Annotated in this window: 20 protein-coding genes and 1 tRNA gene; 11 read left to right on the forward strand and 10 right to left on the reverse strand. The window is 70.9% G+C overall.

Annotated elements, in window-relative coordinates; genetic code table 11:
* The first annotated feature begins 171 nt into the window (after positions 1–171).
* From QM779_RS12890 to QM779_RS12915, 6 genes are all read left to right on the forward strand, one after another.
* Positions 172–1,443 carry an anaerobic sulfatase maturase gene (locus tag QM779_RS12890; protein ID WP_428535834.1) on the forward strand — a complete coding sequence of 424 codons (1,272 nt, stop codon included), beginning with the start codon at positions 172–174 and terminating at the stop codon, positions 1,441–1,443.
* A 309-nt stretch (positions 1,444–1,752) separates the two neighbouring features.
* Entirely contained in the window at positions 1,753–2,760 is a 1,008-nt protein-coding gene (locus tag QM779_RS12895; RefSeq protein WP_428535836.1) for an ABC transporter substrate-binding protein, read from the forward strand.
* Positions 2,757–3,596, forward strand: a complete 840-nt coding sequence (locus QM779_RS12900; RefSeq protein WP_428535838.1) for an ABC transporter permease — start codon at positions 2,757–2,759, stop codon at positions 3,594–3,596. The genes QM779_RS12895 and QM779_RS12900 overlap by 4 nt, the downstream gene beginning before the upstream one ends.
* Positions 3,593–4,405 carry an ABC transporter permease gene (locus QM779_RS12905; RefSeq protein WP_428535840.1) on the forward strand — a complete coding sequence of 271 codons (813 nt, stop codon included), beginning with the start codon at positions 3,593–3,595 and terminating at the stop codon, positions 4,403–4,405. Before QM779_RS12900 ends, QM779_RS12905 begins: the two co-directional genes overlap by 4 nt.
* Entirely contained in the window at positions 4,402–5,193 is a 792-nt protein-coding gene (locus QM779_RS12910; protein WP_428535842.1) for an ABC transporter ATP-binding protein, read from the forward strand. The genes QM779_RS12905 and QM779_RS12910 overlap by 4 nt, the downstream gene beginning before the upstream one ends.
* Complete coding sequence (locus QM779_RS12915) at positions 5,194–6,636, forward strand: sulfatase family protein (RefSeq protein WP_428535844.1); 1,443 nt, start codon at positions 5,194–5,196, stop codon at positions 6,634–6,636.
* Positions 6,637–6,786: 150 nt separating this feature from the next.
* Here the strand turns inward: QM779_RS12915 and QM779_RS12920 are convergent, their stop codons facing one another.
* The 7 genes from QM779_RS12920 to QM779_RS12950 all read right to left on the reverse strand — a co-directional run bounded on the left by QM779_RS12920 (position 6,787) and on the right by QM779_RS12950 (position 16,074).
* On the reverse strand, positions 6,787–8,202 hold the full coding sequence (locus tag QM779_RS12920) for a dihydrolipoamide acetyltransferase family protein (protein ID WP_428535846.1): 1,416 nt from the start codon (positions 8,200–8,202) through the stop codon (positions 6,787–6,789).
* Between the two features lie 9 nt (positions 8,203–8,211).
* On the reverse strand, positions 8,212–9,231 hold the full coding sequence (locus tag QM779_RS12925; protein ID WP_428535848.1) for an alpha-ketoacid dehydrogenase subunit beta: 1,020 nt from the start codon (positions 9,229–9,231) through the stop codon (positions 8,212–8,214).
* Positions 9,231–10,355: a thiamine pyrophosphate-dependent dehydrogenase E1 component subunit alpha gene (locus tag QM779_RS12930; RefSeq protein WP_428535850.1), complete on the reverse strand. Its 1,125-nt coding sequence runs from the start codon at positions 10,353–10,355 to the stop codon at positions 9,231–9,233. The genes QM779_RS12925 and QM779_RS12930 overlap by 1 nt, the downstream gene beginning before the upstream one ends.
* Positions 10,356–10,898: 543 nt before the next feature.
* On the reverse strand, positions 10,899–12,038 hold the full coding sequence (locus tag QM779_RS12935) for a mannosyltransferase family protein (protein ID WP_428535852.1): 1,140 nt from the start codon (positions 12,036–12,038) through the stop codon (positions 10,899–10,901).
* A 7-nt stretch (positions 12,039–12,045) separates the two neighbouring features.
* On the reverse strand, positions 12,046–13,395 hold the full coding sequence (locus QM779_RS12940; protein ID WP_428535854.1) for a glycosyltransferase family 87 protein: 1,350 nt from the start codon (positions 13,393–13,395) through the stop codon (positions 12,046–12,048).
* A gap of 77 nt (positions 13,396–13,472) precedes the next feature.
* Positions 13,473–15,662 (reverse strand): transglycosylase domain-containing protein, encoded by a 2,190-nt coding sequence (locus QM779_RS12945; protein ID WP_428535856.1) that lies wholly within the window; start codon positions 15,660–15,662, stop codon positions 13,473–13,475.
* Positions 15,655–16,074, reverse strand: coding sequence for a DUF5318 family protein (locus tag QM779_RS12950; RefSeq protein WP_428535858.1), 420 nt, complete (start codon positions 16,072–16,074; stop codon positions 15,655–15,657). The genes QM779_RS12945 and QM779_RS12950 overlap by 8 nt, the downstream gene beginning before the upstream one ends.
* 209 nt (positions 16,075–16,283) lie before the next feature.
* On the opposite strand from QM779_RS12950, the gene QM779_RS12955 reads away from it, so the two are divergent.
* Positions 16,284–16,356: transfer RNA gene (locus QM779_RS12955), tRNA-Ala, on the forward strand.
* A gap of 93 nt (positions 16,357–16,449) precedes the next feature.
* On the opposite strand, the gene QM779_RS12960 is transcribed toward QM779_RS12955, so the two are convergent.
* Complete coding sequence (locus tag QM779_RS12960) at positions 16,450–17,316, reverse strand: EamA family transporter (protein ID WP_428535860.1); 867 nt, start codon at positions 17,314–17,316, stop codon at positions 16,450–16,452.
* Positions 17,317–17,480: 164 nt separating this feature from the next.
* Here QM779_RS12960 and QM779_RS12965 point away from each other — a divergent pair, with 164 nt between their 5' ends.
* The gene (locus QM779_RS12965) at positions 17,481–17,891 is read left to right on the forward strand and encodes a hypothetical protein (RefSeq protein WP_428535862.1); all 411 of its coding nucleotides are present in this window, start codon (positions 17,481–17,483) and stop codon (positions 17,889–17,891) included.
* Positions 17,892–17,917: 26 nt separating this feature from the next.
* Here the strand turns inward: QM779_RS12965 and QM779_RS12970 are convergent, their stop codons facing one another.
* Together QM779_RS12970 and QM779_RS12975 are read right to left on the reverse strand one after the other, a co-directional pair.
* On the reverse strand, positions 17,918–18,070 hold the full coding sequence (locus tag QM779_RS12970; protein ID WP_428535864.1) for a hypothetical protein: 153 nt from the start codon (positions 18,068–18,070) through the stop codon (positions 17,918–17,920).
* Between the two features lie 19 nt (positions 18,071–18,089).
* Positions 18,090–19,109, reverse strand: coding sequence for an LCP family protein (locus QM779_RS12975; RefSeq protein WP_428535865.1), 1,020 nt, complete (start codon positions 19,107–19,109; stop codon positions 18,090–18,092).
* 73 nt (positions 19,110–19,182) lie between these two features.
* Here QM779_RS12975 and QM779_RS12980 point away from each other — a divergent pair, with 73 nt between their 5' ends.
* The 3 genes from QM779_RS12980 to QM779_RS12990 all read left to right on the forward strand — a co-directional run bounded on the left by QM779_RS12980 (position 19,183) and on the right by QM779_RS12990 (position 21,463).
* A complete protein-coding gene (locus QM779_RS12980; RefSeq protein WP_428535867.1) occupies positions 19,183–19,593 on the forward strand; it encodes a hypothetical protein in 411 nt (136 codons plus the stop codon).
* 290 nt (positions 19,594–19,883) lie between these two features.
* Positions 19,884–20,528, forward strand: coding sequence for an RNA polymerase sigma factor (locus QM779_RS12985; protein WP_428535869.1), 645 nt, complete (start codon positions 19,884–19,886; stop codon positions 20,526–20,528).
* 53 nt (positions 20,529–20,581) lie between these two features.
* Positions 20,582–21,463 carry a lysophospholipid acyltransferase family protein gene (locus tag QM779_RS12990; RefSeq protein ID WP_428535871.1) on the forward strand — a complete coding sequence of 294 codons (882 nt, stop codon included), beginning with the start codon at positions 20,582–20,584 and terminating at the stop codon, positions 21,461–21,463.
* Positions 21,464–21,467 lie beyond the last annotated feature (4 nt).

Raw genomic sequence — 21,467 nt, forward strand, 5'->3', positions numbered from 1 at the left:
GTTTGCTCCCGAAAGACGGCCTTGCTCCCCGAATTCCGGGAGCAAGGCCGCCTTTCGGGAGCAGACGCAACGGGTGGGACGATTCGCGTGCTCCTGAGGCACACTGGACGCCACGCGACCGCGTCCGCCCCGGACCACGGCTACGCCCCTCAACTCTCCGAACGGCCGCCCATGCCTGAGACCACCCGCTCACCGCGTTCTGTGCGGTTGCCGTTTTCGGTGTTGGCGAAGCCGACGGGGGCGGCGTGCAATCTGGATTGTTCGTATTGCTTCTTCCTGTCCAAGGAGGTGTTGTGGGGGCAGGATTCGCAGCGGATGAGCGCGGAGGTGTTGGAGCGGTTCGTGCGGTCGTATCTGGACTCCCAGCCGGACGGGGAGGTGACGATCGGCTGGCAGGGTGGGGAACCGACGATGCGCGGGCTGGGGTTCTTCCGGGAAGCGGTCCGGCTGTCCGAGCAGTATCGGCGCCCGGGCCAGCGGGTGCAGCACGCGATCCAGACCAACGGCACCCTGCTGGACCAGGAGTGGGCCGAGTTCCTGGCCGAGCACCGGTTCCTGGTCGGGCTGTCGATGGACGGGCCCGAACCGCTGCACGACGCCTACCGGGTGAACAAGGCCGGCCGCGGCACCTACACCCAGGTCCGCCGCGGCTGGGACCTCCTCGCCGCGCACGGGGTGGACACCAACATCCTGTGCACCGTGAACACCGCGAACGCCGACCACCCGCTCCAGGTGTACCGCCACTTCCGCGACGAGCTCGGCGCCCGCTACCTGCAGTTCATCCCGATCGTCGAACGCGTCGAGACCGGCCACGAAACCGAAGCCGAACACGGCTACCGCGACCCCACCGGCCACCACATCCTGTACCGACAAACCGGTGACCAGGTCACCAGCCGCACCGTCCGCCCCCACCAATGGGGCACCTTCCTGGCCACCATCTTCGACGAATGGGTCACCCGCGACGTCGGGACCGTGTTCGTCCAACACTTCGACGTCACCCTCGGCGCCGTGTTCGGCCAGTACTCCCTGTGCGTCCACGCCCCCGAATGCGGCACCGCGATCGCCACCGAACACACCGGCGACGTCTACTCCTGCGACCACTACGTCGAACCCGACTACCGCCTGGGCAACCTCGCCCAACACACCCTCACCGAACTGGTCACCCTGCCCCAACAACGCCAATTCGGCCGCGACAAACGCACCACCCTGCCCACCCAATGCCAACAATGCCCCGTCCGCTGGGCCTGCAACGGCGGCTGCCCCAAAGACCGCTTCACCACCACCCCCGACGGCCAACCCGGCCTCAACTACCTGTGCGCCGGCTACTACCACTTCTTCACCCACACCCAACCCACCATCGAAACCATGGCCCACCTCATCCGCACCGGCCACACCCCCGCCGACATCATGACGATCCAAAACCCGCCCAGCCCGCCCGCCTGATCGGCTTCCCGGCACTCCACCCCTTGTCATCCCCGCGAAGACGGAGACCACGGACGCGCCCGCCAGCGAGCGCCACGGAGATACCCGGTCAAGCCCCGGATGACAGACGTGGCGGACGCGGAGAAGACCGCGGGCTGAAGCCCGGGGTGGGGCGGACGAATACACCCAGCACGAGTATTCGCCGTGTGCGCGACACGATGTGGACTATTTCCGAGTGTATTGGTGGGATTCATAGGTAATCGCGCTACTGTCCTACCTGCCACGCCGCTCGGCACCGGCATCGAGAACCCGTACGGAAGAGAACAGCCAATGACCGACAGCTTCACTCGCAGGAACTTCCTGGGCGGCACCCTCGCCCTCTCTGCCCTGGCCCTGGTCGGCTGCTCGACAGCCAGCGCGGACGACGGGTCCGGCACCAGGAGCAGCGCCTCACCGGCCGGCGCCGGCCTCCAGACCGTCAAGATCGGCATTGTCCCCACCCTCGAGCTCGGGTTCCTCACCATCGGCGAGCAGCAGGGCTACTTCTCGGCGGAGGGCCTCCAGCTCGAGGTCACGCCTGTGGACAGCGGCCCCAACGTCATCACCGGGCTGGTGGCCGGGCAGTACGACCTCGGCTACACCGCCTACGCCCCGCCGCTGGTCGCCCTCGCCGGCGGTCAGGACCTCCGCCTGGTCGAGCACCTCGGAGACATCGGTCCGAAGGGCACCAACGGCGGCATCCTGGTCGCGAAGGACTCCCCCATCACCTCGTGGAAGGACCTCGCCGGGACGAAGTTCGGCACCAACGCGCCGCGATCCTTCGGCGTGCTGTGGGTCCAGGCGGCGATCGCGTCCGAGGGCGGTGACCCGAGCACCCTCGAGCTCGTCCCGCTGCCGTTCAACCAGATCGCCGACAACGTCGCCTCCGGGAAGCTGGACGCCGGTCTCGCCCTCGAGCCGTACCTCACCCAGGCGCTGAAGACGCAGTCGAACAAGGTGCGCAACCTCGGGGACGCGGCCACCGCGGCCTTCGCCGAAGGGACACCGTCCGGCGGGATCTTCACCTCCGCGAACACCCTGACCTCCAAGGCGGACCTGATCAGCCGGTTCCGCGCCGGGCTGGAGAAGTCGATCGCCTACGGCAACGAGCACCTCGACGACGTCCGGGCCGCCGGCGCCACGCTCAGCGGCCTGTCCAGCGAGGACGCCGCCACGATCCGCCTCGACAAGATCGACACGTCAGTCACGGCCGCCGACTTCGAGCCGCTGCTCGCGGCGATGAAGAAGTTCGGCTGGATCACCACCGACATCGACATCAACACCTTCCTGGGCCAGTGAGCACTGCCACCTCCGACGCCGTCGGCGCCGCCCGCCTGGGTGGCGCCGCGCGGCGGGCGCGCGTCGCCAGCGCGTCCGGAGGCCTGAGGACCGGCCTGCTCGGTCTGATCGGGATCCTGGGAGCGGGGGCCCTCTGGGAACTGACCGTGCGGGCGGGCCTGCTGGGGACGTCTGCCGTCCCGACGCTGAGCGCCACCCTCGCCGACATGGTGACCCTGCTCGCCCTGCCCGGCTTCTGGGTCACGCTCGGCCACACGCTGGGTTCCGCCGGCCTGGGGCTGCTCCTCGCCCTGCTGATCGCGGTGCCGTTCGGGCTCGCGCTGGCCGAGAGCGCGTGGCTGCGCCGGATCTTCGGCGCCACCATCGACGCGGTGCGCCCCATCCCGCCGATCGTGGTGCTGCCCATCGCGATCCTCGTCATCGGTGGCGGTCTGGGCTTCAAGCTGGCCCTGGTCCTCCAGGGTGCGCTGTGGCCGCTGCTGATCCAGACCAGCTACGGCATCCGCGCCGTGGACCCGATGGTGCTGGACATGGCCCGCAGCTTCCGGATCGACCCGGTTCGCCGCCTCTTCCTGATCCGCATCCCCGCCGCGGCCCCGGTCATCCTCAGTGGCCTCCGGCTGGCCGCCAGCATCACGTTCGGCGTCTCGATCATGACCGAACTCGTCGGCGGCGAGCGCGGCCTCGGGTCCATCCTCGCCGTCGCGCAGAGCGGCAACAACATCGAGCGCGTCTACGCGATCACGATCGTCACAGGCCTGGTCGGACTGCTGATCTCGTGGGTCTTCGGACGCCTCCAGCACGTCCTGCTGCCGTGGGAGAGGGCGGGCCGGTGAGCGCCGTCGAAACCCCCCGCACCCCGGTCGTCGACCGGCTGTGGGCGCGCGTCCTCGTCCCCCTCGTGGTGCCGGCGCTCGCCCTGGCCGGCTACCAGGCCGTGGCCACGTCCGGCCGCAACCCGTACTTCCCCCCACTCGGGACGATCGCGGCCGCAGCGAACGAGCTGTGGTTCGGCGAGGGCCTCACGCGCGACGTGCTGCCCAGCCTCGCGAACCTCGCGGTGGGCTACGTCTCCGGGCTCACCCTCGGCCTCGTGGTGGGGCTGGTCCTCGGCCGGGTCCCCGTCGCACGCGCCATCATCCAGCCGCTGGTGTCGTTCGGACTCACCCTGCCGACAGTAGCGCTGCTCCCGGTGTTCCTGATCGTGTTCGGCGTCGGCGCCCAGATGCAGCAGGCCGTGATCGCCCTCTCGGTGTTCTTCGTCGCGGTGATCAACACCGCGGACGGCGTGCGCAGCACGGATCCCGTCCTGCTCGACCTCGTCCGGGTCTACCGGATCCCCCGGCTCCGGCGGACGTTCCAGGTGATCGTGCCCGCAGCGTCCACCCACATCCTGGCCGCAGCGCGAGTCGGCCTCTCGTCCGCACTGCTGGTGATGGTCGTCGGTGAGATGGTCGGCGCGTCCCACGGCATCGGGGCCGTCACCCTGCTCGCCCAGCAGGAGTTCGCGTACGCGCGGATGTGGGCGGGCATCGTCCTGCTCGCGGGGCTGGGCGTCCTGTTCAACCTCGGCTTCATGGCCGTCGAACGCCGGCTGACCGCCCGCCTCGGGCTGCCGCTGGCCAGTCCTGGAGGAACCAAGTGAGCACTCCCATCGTGCGGGTGAGCGGCCTGCACAAGACCTACGTCTCCGAGAAGGGCGACCACGTCGCTCTCTCCGGGGTGAGCTTCGAGGTCGAGCGCGGCGAGGTCGTCGCCATCGTCGGTCCGTCGGGCGCGGGCAAGACGACCGTCCTGCGCATCATCGCCGGCCTGCTCGAGCCGAGCGCGGGGCGCGCGGAGGTTGCGGGGCAGCTCGTGAACGGCGAGCCTCCGAAGGAGGTCGGCTTCGTCTTCCAGGACTACAGCCGGTCCCTGCTGCCGTGGCTCAGCGTGCTCGGCAACGTCACGTTCCCGTTGCGGTCGAAGGGGCTCCCCCGACCCGAAGCGGTCGCCAGGGCGCGCGAGGCCCTCGACGCGGTCGGTCTGGGCGGACGCGAGCGCGCCCACCCGCGCGAGCTGTCCGGCGGCATGCAGCAGCGGGTCGCGATCGCCCGCGCGATCGCCTACGAGCCCGAACTCCTCCTGATGGACGAGCCGTTCGCGTCCGTGGACGCCCAGACCCGGATGGACCTGGAGGATCTCGTGCTCCCCCTGCGTGACCGCTTCGGGGTGACCATCGTCTTCGTCACGCACGACGTCGACGAGGCCGTCTACCTGTCCGACCGGGTCGTGGTGCTGACCCCGCCGCCCTCGGTGGTGAGCCGGATCGTGGACGTCCCGCTGCCCCAACCACGCGAACAGCACGCGACCAAGTCCGACCCCCGGTTCGCCCAACTCCGCGGCGAGGTGCTCGACCTCGTCCGCGCCCCCGCCCTGGTGAAAGGTGCCTGAATGACCGTCTCCGCCGTCCCGCCCCTGCACGACCGCCGCGCGGCCTGGCAGCAGCCGGAAAGTGCGTTCGCCGCGCGCGGAGGGGCGCGCCCGACCCGCCCCAACGTGGTCTTCATCCTCGCCGACGACCTCGGCTGGGGGGACCTGGGCTGCTACGGCTCCCTGCACAACGAGACACCCGTGCTCGACCAGCTCGCCCGCGACGGCGTCCGCTTCACCCACGGGTACGCCACCTCGGCCACGTGCTCCCCCACCCGGATCGGGCTGTACACCGGTCGCTACCCCGGCCGCCTCACCGCCGGCCTCGAGGAGCCGCTGGGCACGAGAGACGCCGAACACGGCATCCCCGCCGACCACCCGACGCTGCCCTCCCTGCTGAAGGACGCGGGCTATCGCACGGCGATGATCGGCAAGTGGCACTGCGGGTGGATGCCGTGGTTCAGCCCGGTGAAGGCGGGCTTCGAGACCTTCTACGGCAACCTCGACGGCGCCGTGGACTACTTCGGCCACTACGACACCGCGGGCCTGCCGGACCTGTGGGACGGGGAGGAGCCGACCGCGGAGGACGGCTACTACACGCAGATCGTCAGCAGGCACGCGGCCGACTACGTCCGCTCGGTGGGAGACCAGCCGTTCTACCTGCAGGTGAACTTCACCGCACCGCACTGGCCGTGGGAGGGACCCGACGACCGTGAGTTGAGCGCGAGCATCACCCCGACCAACCCCGGCGACCGGATGGCTGCGTTGCGGGCCCTGTTCCACCCGGAGGGCGGGTCGCTGGCGAAGTACCGGGAGATGGTGGCCGCCCTCGACGCGGGCGTGGGCGAGGTGCTGCAGGCCCTGGACGACCAGGGGCTGCGCGACAGCACCGTGGTCGTCTTCGCCTCGGACAACGGCGGGGAGCGGTACGCCTTCCTGTGGCCGTTCGTGGGCGAGAAGGGCGACCTCGAGGAAGGCGGGATCCGGGTGCCGCTGATCGTGCGCTGGCCGGACGGCGTCAACGCCGGCCAGGTGAGCGACCTGCCGAACTCGACCTTCGACTGGACGGCCACGATCCTGGAGGCGGCCGGCGTGCGGCCGGCTGACACCCACCCGTTGGACGGCACGTCCCTGCTGTCGTGGTTGGTGGACGGCGCCGAGGCCCCCCAGCGGGACCTCCTGTGGCGCACGCGGGAGCAGGGTGCGGTGCGGCGAGGACGCTACAAGCTGCTGGTAGACCGCGAGCCGAAGGGCTGGTTCGCCCGCCTCTTCGGCGCCAAGGGGCCGACCTATCGCCTGTTCGACGTCACGACCGACGGCCGCGAGAAGGCCGACCTCTCCGCCGAGCACCCCGAACTCGTGGCCGAACTGCGCGCGGTGTGGGACGAGTTCGACCGTGGCCTGCTGCGCTACCCCGGCCAGGGCCCCTGGGACACCGCCGACGCGGCCGGCCGTCCCGACTGAGCCAGCCGTCCCACCCCCGGTTTGCTCCCGAAAGGCGGCCTTGCTCCCGGAGTTCGGGGAGCAAGGCCGCCCTTCGGGAGCACACGCAACGGGCGGGGCTCGTGGGACGGGGTCGGCCGGCGAGCCGAGGACGCGCCTCGGCGAGCGGCCTCAGAAGAGGAGCGCCAGCGCAGGGTCGGACATGATCGTGGACACGTCGGCGAGGAACTTCGAGCCCATCTCGCCGTCGACGAGGCGGTGGTCGAAGGTGATCGTCACCGTGCAGACGCTCCGCGGCTCGATGTGCTCGTTCTCGCCCGTGCCGACCACCCACGGCTTGCGCAGGATCGTGCCCAGGCACATGATCGCCGCTTCGCCGGTGTTGGGGATCGGCGTGCCGCCGTCCACCCCGAACACACCGACGTTGGTGATCGAGAACGTCCCGCCGCTGAGGGCGGACGGAGGCACCTTGCCCGTCCGGGCCAGCGGCACCAGCTCGTTGATCGCTGCGGTCAGTTCGAGCAGGTTGAGCTTGTCCGCGGCCTTGATGTTCGGCACGAGCAGGCCGCGCGGGGTGGCCGCGGCGATCCCGAGGTTCACGTCGTCGTGCAGGACGACCTCGTCGCGTTCGGCGTCGTAGCTGGAGTTGATCTCCGGCACCCGCTCGATCGCCAGGCAGGCGGCCTTGGCGAAGATCGCCAGCGGCGAGATCTTCAGGCCGGTGAAGTCGCGGCGGCGCTTGAGGGTGTCGATCAGCTCCATCGTCGCGGTCACGTCCACCTCGACGAAGGCGGTCGCCTGCGGGACGGCCAGCGACGCCGTCATCGAGCGGAACATCTGCTTGCGGACGCCCTTCAGCGGGATCCGCTTCTCCCCCGTCCCCCCGGCTGCGGCGACCACGTCGTCGATGGTCACCGTCCCCCCGGGCCCGGTCGGCTGGACGGCGGCGAGGTCGATCCCGAGGTCCCTGGCCACCCGGCGGACGGGCGGCTTGGCGCGCGGCGCAGCGGGTGCGGGCGAGGGGCTGGACGCGGACGCGGGGCTCGGCGCGGAGGCCGAGCTGGACGCCGAGACCGGGCTCGGCGCGGACACCGTCCGGGCGGCCGGAGCGGCGGGAGCCGGGCGAACCGGGGCTGCGGGCGCGGCGGGACGGGCCGGCGCGGCGGCCTCCGGCGCGGCCTTCCGCTGGCGCCGGCTCACCGCTCCCGACCGGGCGCCGTAGCCGACGAGGAAGGCCTCGCGCGACTCACCTGCGGGTACCGGGGCGGCCCCGGCAGGAGCGCTGGTCGGCGCACCGGCGGCCGCCGGCGCCGCCGAGGGCACGGACGCCGCGGGCGCGGCGGCCTCGTCGGCAGTGTCGGCGATCCGGATGATCGGCGTCCCCACATCGACCGTGCGGCCCTCGGCGACGAGGATCTCCGCGATCACCCCCGCGTACGGCGAGGGCAGTTCGACCAGCGACTTGGCCGTCTCGATCTCGACGAGGACGTCGTTGACCGCGACGGTGTCGCCGACGGCCACCTTCCACGACACGATGTCGGCCTCGAGCAGGCCCTCGCCGGGGTCGGGCAGCTTGAACTCGTGCATCTGCGCTCCTCAGTGGGCCAGCGAACGGTCGACGGCGTCGAGGACGCGGTCGAGATCGGGAAGGTAGCGGTCCTCCACCCGGCTGGGCGGGTAGGGCAGGTCGTAGCCGGTGACGCGCAGCACGGGAGCCTGCAGGTCGTAGAAGCACTGCTCCTGGATCCGGGCGGCGAGCTCCGCGCCCATGCCCAGCGTCCCCGGCGCCTCGTGGACGACGACGGCGTGCCCGGTGCGCCGGACGGACGCGAACACGACGGCGTCGTCGAGCGGGGAGAGCGAGCGGAGGTCGATCACCTCGAGGTTGCGGCCGTCCTGCGCAGCGGCGGCGGCCGCGTCCAGGCAGGTGCGGACCATCGGCCCATAGGCGATCAGGGTCGCGTCCGTGCCGGGCTTCGCGACCCGCGCGGCGTACAGGTCGAGGGCGGGGGCGGCGGCCGTGTCCACCTCGCCCTTCTCGTGGTACCGCCGCTTGGGCTCGAGGAAGATCACCGGGTCGTCGTCCGCGATGGCCTGCTGGATCATCCAGTAGGCGTCCGAGGACGTGGCCGGCGTGACGACCTTCAGCCCCGGGGTGTGCGCGAAGTAGGCCTCCGGCGACTCGCTGTGGTGCTCGATCGCGCCGATGCCGCCGGCGTAGGGGATCCGGATCACCATCGGGACGCCGAGGCGTCCGTGCGAGCGGAACCGCATCTTGGCGACCTGGGTGACGATCTGGTCGAACGCCGGGAACACGAAGCCGTCGAACTGGATCTCGACGACCGGACGGTAGCCGCGCAGGGCCAGGCCGATCGCCGTCCCCACGATGCCCGATTCGGCGAGCGGGGAGTCGATCACCCGGTCCGGGCCGAACTCGGCCTGGAGTCCCTCGGTCGCACGGAAGACGCCACCGAGCGGGCCGATGTCCTCGCCGGCGAGCAGCACCTTCGGGTTCTCGGCCAGCGCACGGCGCAGGCCGGCGTTGATGGCCTTGACCATCGTGAGCGTCCTGGTCGCCTGCTCGACGGCGGGCGCCGCCTCGGTCTGGGTGCTCATCAGGCCTCCTCGAAGGACGACTCGTAGGCGAGGTACGCCTCGCGCTGGGCGAGCAGGTGTTCGGTGGTGCGGGCGTGGACGAGTCCGAAATAGTCGGCGAGGTCCGGCTCCGGGAGGGCGACGCACCCCGCGCGCAGGCGCTCGGCGAGGGCGTCCGACTCGGCAGCGAGCCCGTCCAGCCAGGCCTGGTCGATCGCCCCCGTCGCCAGGAGGTAGGTCCTGACCCGCTCGATCGGGTCCTTGGCCAGCCACTCCTCCACCTCGGCGTCGAGGCGGTACTTGGTGGGGTCGTCGGACGTGGTGTGGGCGCCCATCCGGTAGGTGTACGCCTCGACCAGGACGGGGCCGAGGCCGCGGCGGGCGTGGTCGAGCGCCCATTCGGTGACGGCCTGGACGGCGAGGACGTCGTTGCCGTCCACGCGGACGCCCGGGAAGCCGAAGCCCTGCGCGCGCCGGTAGAGCGGGACGCGGGCCTGCAGGACGGTGGGCTCGCTGATCGCGTACTGGTTGTTCACGCAGAAGAACACGACCGGGGCGTCGCAGGAGGCGGCGAAGACGAAGGCCTCGTTCACGTCCCCCTGGCTGGTGGAGCCGTCGCCGAAGTAGACGATCGCGGCCGCGTTCGCCGCCGGGTCGTCGTTTCCGACCAGCCCGTCCCGCTGGAGCGCCATCGCCATCCCCACGGCGTGCAGGGTCTGGGTGCCGATCACGAACGAGTAGAGGTGGAGGTTGTCGGGGCGGGACGGCCAGTCCATCGATCCGGTGCCGCGGAAGGTCGAGAGGATGTCGACGGGGTCGACGCCCTTGCACCAGGCGACGCCGTGCTCGCGGTAGTACGGCACCACCAGGTCGGGGTCGCGGGTGGCGCGGACGGAGCCGATCTGCGCGGCCTCGTGCCCCAGCGACGGCGGCCACAGGCCCAACTCGCCCTTGCGCTGCAGGGCGGTCGCCTCGGTGTCGATGCGGCGGGTGAGCACCATGTCGCGCAGGTGGGCGGCGATCTCGGCGTCGGTGCCGGGGAAGGCGAAGTCCGGGTGGTCCACGCGGCGTCCGGTGGGGTCGAGGAGCTGGACGGGTACGTCGGCCACCGACGGTTCGCGGTTCGTGCCTGTGGGCTCGGTCAAGGGAACTCCTGGTCGAAGGGACACCGGCAGACCCTTAACTTACGGTTACGTAACCATAGGTGTCAATCAGTACTCCTCCGGCCCGCCCCTGTCATCCCGGCCACCACCCGCCCACCTGTCATCCCGGCGATAGCCGGGATCTCGACGACGACCAGCCCCCACGGACACCGAGATCCCGGGTCAAGCCCGGGATGACAACGCGCGGCGCACTCCACCCCACCTGTCATCCCGGCGAAAGCCGGGATCTCCGACGACAACCAGCCATCACCCACACCGAGATCCCCGGTCAAGCCCGGGATGACAACGCCCGGCGCACTCCACCCCACCTGTCATCCCGGCGAAAGCCGGGATCTCGGGCACGCGCCCCGTCGAGCGGTGCGCGCACGTACACCGAGATCCCGGGTCAAGCCCGGGATGACAAACACGCGGCACGCGGCACCCGCCCCCTGTCATCCCGGCGAAAGCCGGGATCTCGACGACGTACCCGCCACCACGACCACCGAGATCCCGGGTCAAACCCGGGAGGACAACACCCGGCGGCGGTCAGCTGGCCCAGCGGCCGGTGTAGAAGAGCCAGGCCCAGGCGGCCTGGACCACCAGCGCCACCACGACCACCACGCCGATGAGGGCGGCGCGCCACGCCGGAGGGCGTCCCTTCGTCGGGACGAGGCGGCCGAGTTCGGTCCACAACGGGAACCACAGCAGGACGGCCCTGTTCACGCTCATGAACCAGTACGACGTGCCGAACGCGACCACCTGGAGACCGACCCAGGTCGCCTCGCCCCAGCGGCGACGTACGAGGCAGACGATCGTGACCAGGAGCCCGACGGCCATGCTGATGATCTCGGCGAGGAACACCCAGTGCCATTCCGGGTGGTCGGCGTACGCGCCCGGCTCGAGGACGGCCAGCGTGTGCTTCAAGGACTCCCACGGCCAGGCGAACCCGCGTGCCCAGCCGGCCTCCTGCGCGTCCAGCCACGCCGTCCAGCTGCCCGTGACCACGTACAGGTAGCCGAGGTAGGCGGCGACCACAGCGACCGGGATCGCCAGCCAGAGCAGTCGTCGGCCGCGGTCCCGCACAGCCCCTGCCTGCGTGAGCGCGAGGACGGCGAGCGCAGCGATCAGGAACACCCCGGACACCCGGACGGACGCCGCGACCGCGGCCAGCACGGCTGCCGCACCCCACTGCTTCGCCGTCGCCCGCTCCCACGCCCAGAACGCCGCGGCGCAGAACACCGCCTCCGTGTAGGGCACCACCGTGAACACCGCCGTCGGCGCGAGCAGCCACGCGATCGCAGCCGGCGCCCCGCCGAGCCGGTACAGGGCCGCCGTGGCGAAGCCGGACGCCACCAGGGCCAGCAGGATGCCGACCACCAGCGCCGGCACCCCGGTCGTGGCCGCCAGCCGCACCAGCAGCGGCCAGCCCGGGAAGAACGCGATCGAGTTCGCCTCCGCGTAGCCGTTGGCCGCGATCCCGAGGTAGTGCACGACGTCCCAGTTGCCGAACACGTCGGACGCGCTGCGGTGGTCGTACACCATCACCCACGCTGCGATGAAGAAGATCACGAGCCGGGTCCCGAACCACGCCTGGACGACGAGGCGGGCATCGGCCGTCGTCTGGGCCCGCCGCCGGGACGGCCGACCGGGGCGGCGGGACGCCACGCGCGTGCCCGACGTGCTCACGGCCTGCTCATGACGAGACCGGGCCGCGGGTGAGTCGCGTCACCCACGTCGCGTCCGGCGCCTCGTCCAGGACGCCGCCGTCCGGGTCGTCGAGCCCGCCGGCCCGCACGATGTCGCGGCTGGGGTCGAACATGTCGCGCACCACCCGGGCGCAGATCCACAGCTGGACCCCGATCCGTACGAAGATCGCCAGCACGTAGAGGCGGTGGTCGCCCGCGCCGTTGGTCAACTGGCTGTCCAGGTGGCCCCACACGGCCGCGAAATAGGCGGTCTCCGCGATCGAGAAGGCGATCCAGTCCACCCACCGCGGCCGGGCCAGGACGAGCAGCGGCAGCAGCCACAGGACGTACTGCGGCGAGTACACCTTGTTCACCACGAGGAAGAGGGTGACGATCAGGAACGCGCCCTGGGCGAAGCGGGGACGCCGCGGCGCGAGCAGCAGCAGCGCGCAGATGACGACCGTGCCGGCCACCATCAGCCCGGCCTCCAGCCGGGACACCGAGGCGATGTCGATGCCGATCAGGCTCAGCGCGTACCAGACCGAGCCGAGGTCGCCGCCGCGATCGGCGTTGAACGTCCAGAAGTTCAGCCATCCCTCGGGAGCGGCGAGGTAGACCGGCAGGTTCACCGCCACCCAGGACGCGACCGTGCCGACGTAGGTGAGGGCGAGGGCCTTGAACCGGTTCGACCGGAAGCACAGCACGGTGAGCGGCACCAGCAGCAGCACGGGGTAGAGCTTCGCCGCGATCCCCAGTCCCAGCCAGAAGCCCGCCCAGAACGGCTTCCTCCGCGACCACGCCAGCATCGCGAGCGCGGTCATCGCGAGGACGAGCGCGTCCCAGTTGACCAGGCCGGCGGTCAGGATCGCGGGGGACGCAGCGATCATCAGCGCGTCCCACGGCCTGCTCATCTGCAGGTGCGCCCAGATCAGCACACCCATCAGCACGAACAGCAGCACCGCGTTGATCCCGAAGAACAGGTTCGTGGCGTGGGTGACGTCCTCGCTGCTCAGCCCGGGCTCGCTCTTCCCACCCAGGAACACCACCAGGCGGCGACAGAACTCCATGAAGGCGCCGGTCAGCACCGGGTACTCGAGGTCGGTCTGGAGGAAGGGGACCAGGCCGTCCTTCAGCCCGCGCCAGTAGTAGAGGATCGGGATGTCGGAGTAGCACATCCACGGCAGGTACTGGTCGCTGCTGCTCCGGCAGGGCACCTGCCTGATCATCACGATGAGCCAGGAAAGGGTGAGGGTCAGGAACGCGAACGGCGCAGGGGAGAACCACGTCCCTCCGGGACGGGCGTGCCGACCCATCGGACCGCCGAGGACCCTCGACAGGGCCGGTACGGGGCTGGTCACGCCGCGATCCTAGGACGAGAAGCCGGGACGAGGAGCGAGCGACGACCCGCGAGGAGCAAACGCCGACCGGGCACGCGTTACGGGCCCCCGCTGGACGAGCTCGTCGGCTTCGGCTCGCTCGACTTGGTCGGCTCGGTCGTCGGCTCGGTCGTGGTCGGCTCGGTCGACGGCTCGGTGGTCGGGGTGTCGGTGGCGCTCGGCGAGTCGGTCGCCGAGGCGGTGGCGGACGCCGTCGCCGTGGACGTGTGCGTCTTCTTCGGCGTGGGCGACTGTGTGGACGTGCGAGTGGTGGCCGGCTCGAAGGCGACCTTGTCCTTTCCCTCCATCGCGACCTTCATGTACTCCAGCCAGGTCGACAGCGGCCACGTGGCGCCGTAGAAGCCCGAGCCGAGGTCGCCCGTCCCCTGCTTGCCCTTCACGTACATGACCGCGGTGGTGACCTGCGCGGTGTACCCGACGAACCACGCCGCCCTGGTCTCCCGGACGGTCGTGGTGCCGTAGGCGGTCTTCTTCTCCACGCCGTAGCCGACCGTCCCGGTCTTGCCGGCGACCGGGTAGCCGAGGTAGGCCGCCCGCGAGCCGGTGCCGTCCTGGGTCACCTTCGTGAGCGCCTGGGTGGTGTCGATCGCGACGTCCATGTCGATGGTCTGGCTGCCCTCGGTGTCGGCGGCGTAGCTCTGGTCGCCGTTGGACTCGAAGACCTCCTTGACGACGTGCGCGTCCCTGCGCAGGCCCTGGTTGGCGAAGGTGGAGTAGGCGGCGGCCTGGTTCAGCGGGCTGACCTCGGTGTTGCCGAGCGCGATCCGGTTGCTGAGGTCCCAGTGGCCGCCCTCGGGGACGCCGGCGGCCTCGGCCATCCGCTGCACCTGCGACGGCCCGTCCTCGATCTGCGTGACGAGGTCGACGAACGCGGAGTTCACCGAGTGGGTGAGCGCGTACTGCATGGTGATCATGCCGAAGTTGCCGTCGGCGTTGCGGACGGGGACGGAGTCGCCCTTCGGCGTGAAGGAACTGCCGTTGAGCTTGTCGTTGAAGGTCCAGCCGTTCGCCAGCGCGGTGGCGAACGCGTAGGTCTTGAAGGTCGAGCCCGTCGGACGGGGGTTGGTGGCCCAGTTCCACTGGCTCTCCAGGAAATCGGGGCCGCCGTACAGCGCGAGCACCCCGCCGGTCGCGTTGTCGATGGACGCGAGTCCCGCGTGCAGGTTCTTGGCCGCCTTCTTGCTGCCCGCGGCCTGCAGGGTCATCTTCTGCGCGGCCTCGACGGCGGCGTCCTGCGCGGTGGCGTCGAAGGTGGTGACGACCTTGAGGCCGCCGCCGTTGATCTGCTCCTCGGTGAAGCCCTTCGCCAGCAGTTCGTTCTTGACCATGGTGAGGAGGAAGCCCTTCGGGCCACCGAAGGCCGAGTCCTTGGCGACCTTGGGGAACTTGGGGAGCTTGTCGTAGATCTCGGCGCGCTCGGACGCGGTGATCGCACCCATGTCGACCATGCCGTTGAGCGTGTACTGGTACCGCTCGAGGAGGTCGGCGGCCTGCTGGTCACCGTTGGCGGGGTCAAGGTTGCCCGGCGAGTTCACGATGGCGGCCAGCGCGACGGACTGGGCCAGAGTGAGCTTGGCCGCGGACACCTTGAAGTAGGCCTGCGCGGCCGCCTCGATGCCGTACGCGCCGCGTCCGAAGTAGACGGTGTTCAGGTAGCCCTCGAGGATGTCCTGCTTGCTGAGCTCCTGGCCCATCTTGGTCGCGAGCAGGAGTTCCTTCGCCTTGCGGGTGAAACTGCGCTCGGACGACAGGTACATCACCTTGATGTACTGCTGCGTGATCGTGGAGCCGCCGCCGGTGGCCGTCGCGTCCGCCGGTGACAGCCCGACGAGGCCGAGCGCCGCGCGGAGCAGGCCGGTGGGGGAGATGCCGGGGTCGGTCCAGAAGGTGCGGTTCTCCGCGGCGACGATCGCGTCCTTCACGTGCTGCGGCATGTCCTCGTAGCTGATCGACTGCCGGTTCTGGACCTGGAAGGACCCGATCTTGGTCTTGCCGTCGTTGTAGTACACGAAGGTCGTGTTGGTGCTGAAGTCGGAGTTGGGGTCGGGCAGCTTGATCGAGGTGTAGGCGTAGGCGACCACGCCGGCGCCGATCACGCCGACGACGAGCACGAGGGAGAGGATCCACAGGGGGATGCGCACCCACAGGCTGGTCTTCTTCCTCCCCTTCCGGGTCGTCTTCGCCTTCGGGGCGCTCCGCGGGCCCGCGGATCGCTTGGGGTCAGCCATAGATGTCCTCGACGGTGGACTGGCGGCGAGGGGGGCGGCGCTTGACGCCGTCGCCGAGGAGGTAGGAGGAGATCATGTGGTTCCAGCCGCAGTCGGTGCACACCTCGACGACGCGCACGGTGAACTCGCCGTACTCGCCCTGCATCTCCTCGAGTTCGGGCGTGGACTTGATGCGTCCGGAGTACTGCCCGAGCTGCTCACCGAACACGTAGTTCAGGTTCAGCAGGCGGGGCGCCTCGCAGATCGGGCACGGCACCGTCGACTCCTCGCCGTGGTGCATCGCCGCCCGCAGCAGCAGGGGGTCGGCGTCGCACACGTCGCTGCCCTCGAGCGATCGTTGGGGACGCCGCAGCGCCTGCAGCGTGTTGCGCCGCTGCAGGGCGTAGTCGACCTCTTCCCGCCTGGACCACATGGGTTCAAGCGTAGATGCCCCATCCCAATCGGGCGATTCAGCGGCGCGGGGGCGCCGCCCGAACACCTCCCCGGAGGATTTGCGCGGTGGATGCCATCGAGGGCCCGAAGCGGCGAGGGTGAGCGCATCTGGAGCGCAGATCCGCAGTCGGCCCCCGACGGCGCCGGGTTTGGGCGCGACCCGCGCGGGATGCGAGAATGACGCCGCGAGGGGCATTAGCTCAGTTGGTAGAGCACCTGCTTTGCAAGCAGGGGGTCAGGGGTTCGAGTCCCCTATGCTCCACCCCGTCGCCCCTTGTCAGGCCCGCGTTCTGAGAACATCGACGGGCTTTGTCCGCGCCCGTGGCACGTACAACGGCTGACCGATCCGCCCCACTCAGACCAGCATCACCAGCGTGCCCGCGACGATCAGGACCAGCCCGACGAGGGCGCGGCGGGTCAGCCGCTCGTGCAGGACCAGGGCGGCGAGGGCGACGGTCACCACGATGCTGAGCTTGTCGATCGGGACGACGAGGCTGGCCGGGCCCTCCTGCAACGCCCGGTAGAAGCACAGCCACGACGCCCCCGTCGCGACGCCGGACAGCAGGATGAAGGTCAGGTCGCGCCGCGGCACCTCCCGCATCCGGCGGTGCTCGCCCGCCACCAGCACCACGACCCACGCCATCACGAGCACCACACCGGTCCGGATGGCCGTGCCGAGGTTGGACTCCACGTCCGTGATGCCGATCTTGCCCAGGATCGCGGTCAGCGCGGCGAACACCGCGGAGGCGACGGCGTAGAGCAGCCACGTCCGCCGTGGCGCCTTGCCGCTCCCCACGTCCCTTCGCCGCTCGACCATCAGGAAGGTGCCGACACCGATCACGGCGATGCCGGCCAGCCGCGTGGCCAGGTCCTGGGTCTCGCCCAGCAGCACGATCGCGAACAGGACGGTCAGGATGACGCTGGACTTGTCGATCGGCGCGACCTTGTTCACGTCACCCAGCTGCAGCGCCCGGAAATAGCACAGCCAGGACGCGCCCGTGGCGAGGCCCGACAGCACCAGGAACCCGATCGTGCCGCCCCCGAGCTGCCAGATCGTGGCCTGCGAGCCGACGAGGAACACCACCAGCCACGCGAACACCAGCACCACCCCGGTGCGGATCGCGGTGACCAGGTGGGACGGGGTGTGCCGCACCCCCACCTTCGCCAGGATCGCGGTCAGCCCGGCGAAGAACGCCGAGCCGAGGGCGAAGGCGAGCCACATCCGACACACCCTACGTCCCTGCGACCCTCGGAATCCGGCCAGAAGGGATCCCCACGACCTCCCGCGGGTACGGCGGTGCCGCGCGTCCGCGCCGATCCTGTGAAGGTCGTGTGCGTCCCGGCCACGGGGGTCGCTGGGGGCCCGCCCTCGACTAACGTTGCGCCATGCGGATCCAGGACGAGTACGTCGACGCCCTCATCGACGAGCTGGCGCCGTTCGGTTTCGAGTTCGATTCGGTGACGGACGCGGACGAGGGCGTGACCGAGGTCGTCTTCGAGGCCGAGCCCGAGTCGTTCATCCGAAGCTTCCGGGGCCTGGGGATCGAGGAGTCCTACGGCGACGCCTGGCCTCCGGCCAGCCTTGAACTCCGGCTGGCCTTCGACGAGCACGGCGACCCGGTCGAGATCGAGTTCGAGGTGTTCGACCTCCTCCTGTGGACGGCGTCCACCGACCCCGAGCTGCACGCACGCCTGAGCTCGATGGAGGATCCCGAGGACCACGCCATCGCCGTCGGGGAGGCCCTGCGCGAGGTCCTCACCGCCCAGCCGGGCACCGGGGACGACTTCCTGGAGTGATCCTGGCCGCCGGCGATGCGGGCCGGTCAGCGCAGGGCGTCCGTCCCTTCGGCCCAGGCCCTGGCTGCGGGACGATCGGCCGCGTAACGGAACCACCAGACGAGCGCCCCACCGGCGCCCACCAGCAACAGCGTCCCGAACAGCCCCGAGGCGAGCCGCCCCCTGCACCGTGTCCTCACCCGGCCGACCTTACCGGCCTCAGCGCGGGCTGCTGGTCGTCGTGGTCGCGATCCGCTGGTCAGGGGTGCCGGTCGGCTGCGGCGAGGTACTGACCGTGGGCACGACGGCCGTGGGGCTCGGCGACCCCGTGGCGGACGCGGCGGACCGGGTCGTCGCGGGGGCCTGCGTCGCCGCGAACGCGTCCTCGGCGAACGCCGTCCGGAGGGCGGCCAGCGCCACGTCGTCCGGTTCTGCCCCGGCGTTCGTCGCGGTGGTGGCCAGCGACCAGGTGGCGATCCGGTCCGCCCGCACGCGGGATTCGACGATCGTCCCCCTGATCTCGTCACTGGTCAGCGCAGAGTCCACCGTGAGGCAGGGCGTGAGGGCGTCCATCACCTTGTCGAACCGGGTCGGGTCGGCGATCGTCGAGCTGAGGCTGGCCCTGGCGAACGCCGCCTGCAGCAGGTCGGCCGTGCGCACCGACCGCGTCAACGCGTCGGGGGCGGAGTTCAGCAGGGAGACCACCTGCTCGCCGTTGAGTGCCGCGCCGTTGATCGCGATGCCGCCGAGGCTGTCGACCACGCCCGCGAACCCGTCGAGGTCGAGGTGCGCCTGGTGGTCCATACGGGCCCCGGTCAACGACTCGACCGCCCGTGCCGTCTGCAGCGGGTCCCGGACGAAGCTCGCGGCGAGCGTCGTGGCCCCGCTGCCGTCGTCGACGAGGAGGTCGGACGGGAGCGCGACCATGGTCAGGTCGCGCCGGGAGGAGGACAGGTGGACGATGACGACAGCCTCGAGCGTGCCCGCCTCATCGGTCGTCGTCAGCAGGTAGTTCACCGCGTCCACCCCGTCCACGCCGACCGCGCTGGGGCGGCCGGCGTAGGAGGCGAGGGGGTCCACCCGCTGCAGGCCCGCGACGGCGTCCCCGAGCCTGTTCAGGTACACGGTGAGCAGCGCGACGCCACCGATCGAGACGACGAGGACGCCGAGGAGGGCGCCGATCGCCAGGCGGTCGACGAGACCGCGACCGGTCGACTCCGTCGGTCCGTTCGGCTCCATCTCACCTCCTGACATCCGCGCCCAGCCTAGGAGCCCGGGCCAACCCCACCGCACCGGCACTACCCTGTGCAGCATGGCTGAGGAGAGCCGGCGCCAGGCGGACGCGCGTCGAAGGCACGAGCTGGCACAGGCGTCCGCGCAGGCGGAGGCGAGGGCCGCGCAGACCCAGCTGGACGCGTTTGTCGCCCGCCTCGGCGAGGCCGGCGCCGCGCCCGAGCCGCTGCAGGCCACCCTGCTGAACGGGACGAGGGTGAAGACCCCTCTGGTCGGCTGGTACCTGAACCGCGCGCGGACACTCGCCGTCGCACCCGACGGCCGCTACTACCAGCTGATCACCACGGGATCCGCGCTGGCCCGGTTCACCGGGGTGACACCGCAGCCGAGCGACCCGACGCTCGTGATCGGACGAGGGGGCCGGGACGGCGAGACCGGCGACCTGGCCGAGTTCCTGGAACGCGCCTTCGCCGAGTACACCAGCCGCTGACGCGCCCCTGAACGGCACCAGGGGGACGCTGGATATCCGAGCGTCCCCCTGGGCGAACGTGATGACGGTCGGGCCGTCAACCCCCTGGATGAGTACGTCACCATCGTACGACTTTTCGCACGTTTCAACCGCCTGCGGGGAGGCGTCGTTGCCGAATCGTTAGAAAGCCCCGAGAGCCGCTCAGCAGCCACACAGGATTCGCGGCGGACCACACCCCGGTGGACGGCGGACAACACCGTGCCCCTGTCGGGCAACACTGTGGGCAACACCGGTTCGCGACGCTGTCCGGCATGGACGCACACCGGTCACTGGCAGCACTGGACGACGAGTGGCGTGACCTCGCCGCCCGCCCGATCGGGGACTGGGCCGGGGAACCCGCGCTGGCCGCGGCTGCGAACGTCGGCGCCGTGCTCGGACTGGTCCGCGCGAGCCCCGACAGCGTCCTGGCCGCCCTGCTGCGGCTCGGCGCGGCCGGCGACGGCCTCGCCCATCGCGTCGTGCTGCAGTCGATGCTGGGCAAGGCGGTGCTGCTGTGCGCAGGACGAGCGGGGAGCATCCCGGACGTGATCGCCGAGCTGTGGCTGGCGATCGCCGAGTACCCGCTGGACCGGCGCCCGCGCGCCATCGCCGCCAACCTCGCCTGGGCGATGCGGCGCAGCCTCGCGCGGCGTCCCTTCCCGCCCCCGGTCGACGGCCTCGATCCCCCGGCTCCGCTCGCGGAGGCCGACGCCACGGCGACGCTGCGGGATGCACGGAACCTCGGTCTGATCGACGCCGACACGCATCGCGTGCTGTGGACGGTGTACGTCGCCGGCCGCACGAGCGCGCAGGCGGCGGGCGAACTGGGAACCACGCCCGAGGCCGTCCGCTGGCGCTGCTCGCACGCCCTGCGCCGGCTCGCCCGCCACGCGGAGTTGCTCGCCGAGCCTGCCTGAAATCGGCGCGCGGGCGGCTGAGACAGTGCGTCCCGGATCCCTGGTGCGGCACAATGGCCGGGTTACACGGAAGGATTCGGGTGGCTGAGCCGAAGCTGAGCAGGTACACGTCCGCGGGACCGGGGTCCGCCCGGTTCATCGCGCAGCACCTGATCATGAAGCCGTACATCTGGTCCGCGCTCACCGTGCACGAGCACGGCGTGCGGAACCTGGAGGGGCTGAGGGAGCCGTTCGTCGTGGTTGCGAACCACTCCAGCCACCTCGACGCGCCGCTCATCTACGGCGCACTGCCGCGGCGGCTGTCGAAGAACCTCGCTGCAGCGACCGCCGGCGACTACTTCTTCAGCAACTGGTACACCGCGCTGCCCACGACGCTGTTCTTCAACTCGTTCCCCGTGCAACGCCAGGGGCACGCGAACCGCACCGGCCTGCGCGGCCTCGCCGCGCGGCTGGTCAGCGAGGGCGTGCCGATCCTGATCTTTCCCGAGGGGACGAGGTCGCGCACCGGCGCGATGGCGAACTTCACCCCGGGCGCTGCCGCGCTGAGCATCTCCCGCAACGTGCCCGTGCTGCCGATCGCGCTGGTCGGCGCGTACGCGGCGATGCCGTACGGGGCGAACGTGCCCGTGCCGGGGCGTCCGCACGTCCACGTGGTGTTCGGACGGCCGCTCCGCGCCGCCCCCGGCGAGATCGCCCACCAGTTCTCCGAGCGCCTGCACCGCTACGTGGTGGAGATGCACGACACCACGGCGCGCGCCTACGGCATGCCCACGCAGGCCGACTTCGCCCGCGCCGTCGCCCTCCGCGCCGCCGCAGCGCAGGCCGAGCGCGCGGCCGCGTCCCGCCAGGCCGAGGTCGGCACCGGCGTCGCCCCGCTCCAGCCCCCCGACCCCGTCGAGCCGGCCGAGCCCGTCGAGTCCCACCAGCAGGGCTAGCACC

This window comes from Propionicimonas sp. (assembly GCF_049840635.1).
GTDB lineage: Bacteria > Actinomycetota > Actinomycetes > Propionibacteriales > Propionibacteriaceae > Propionicimonas.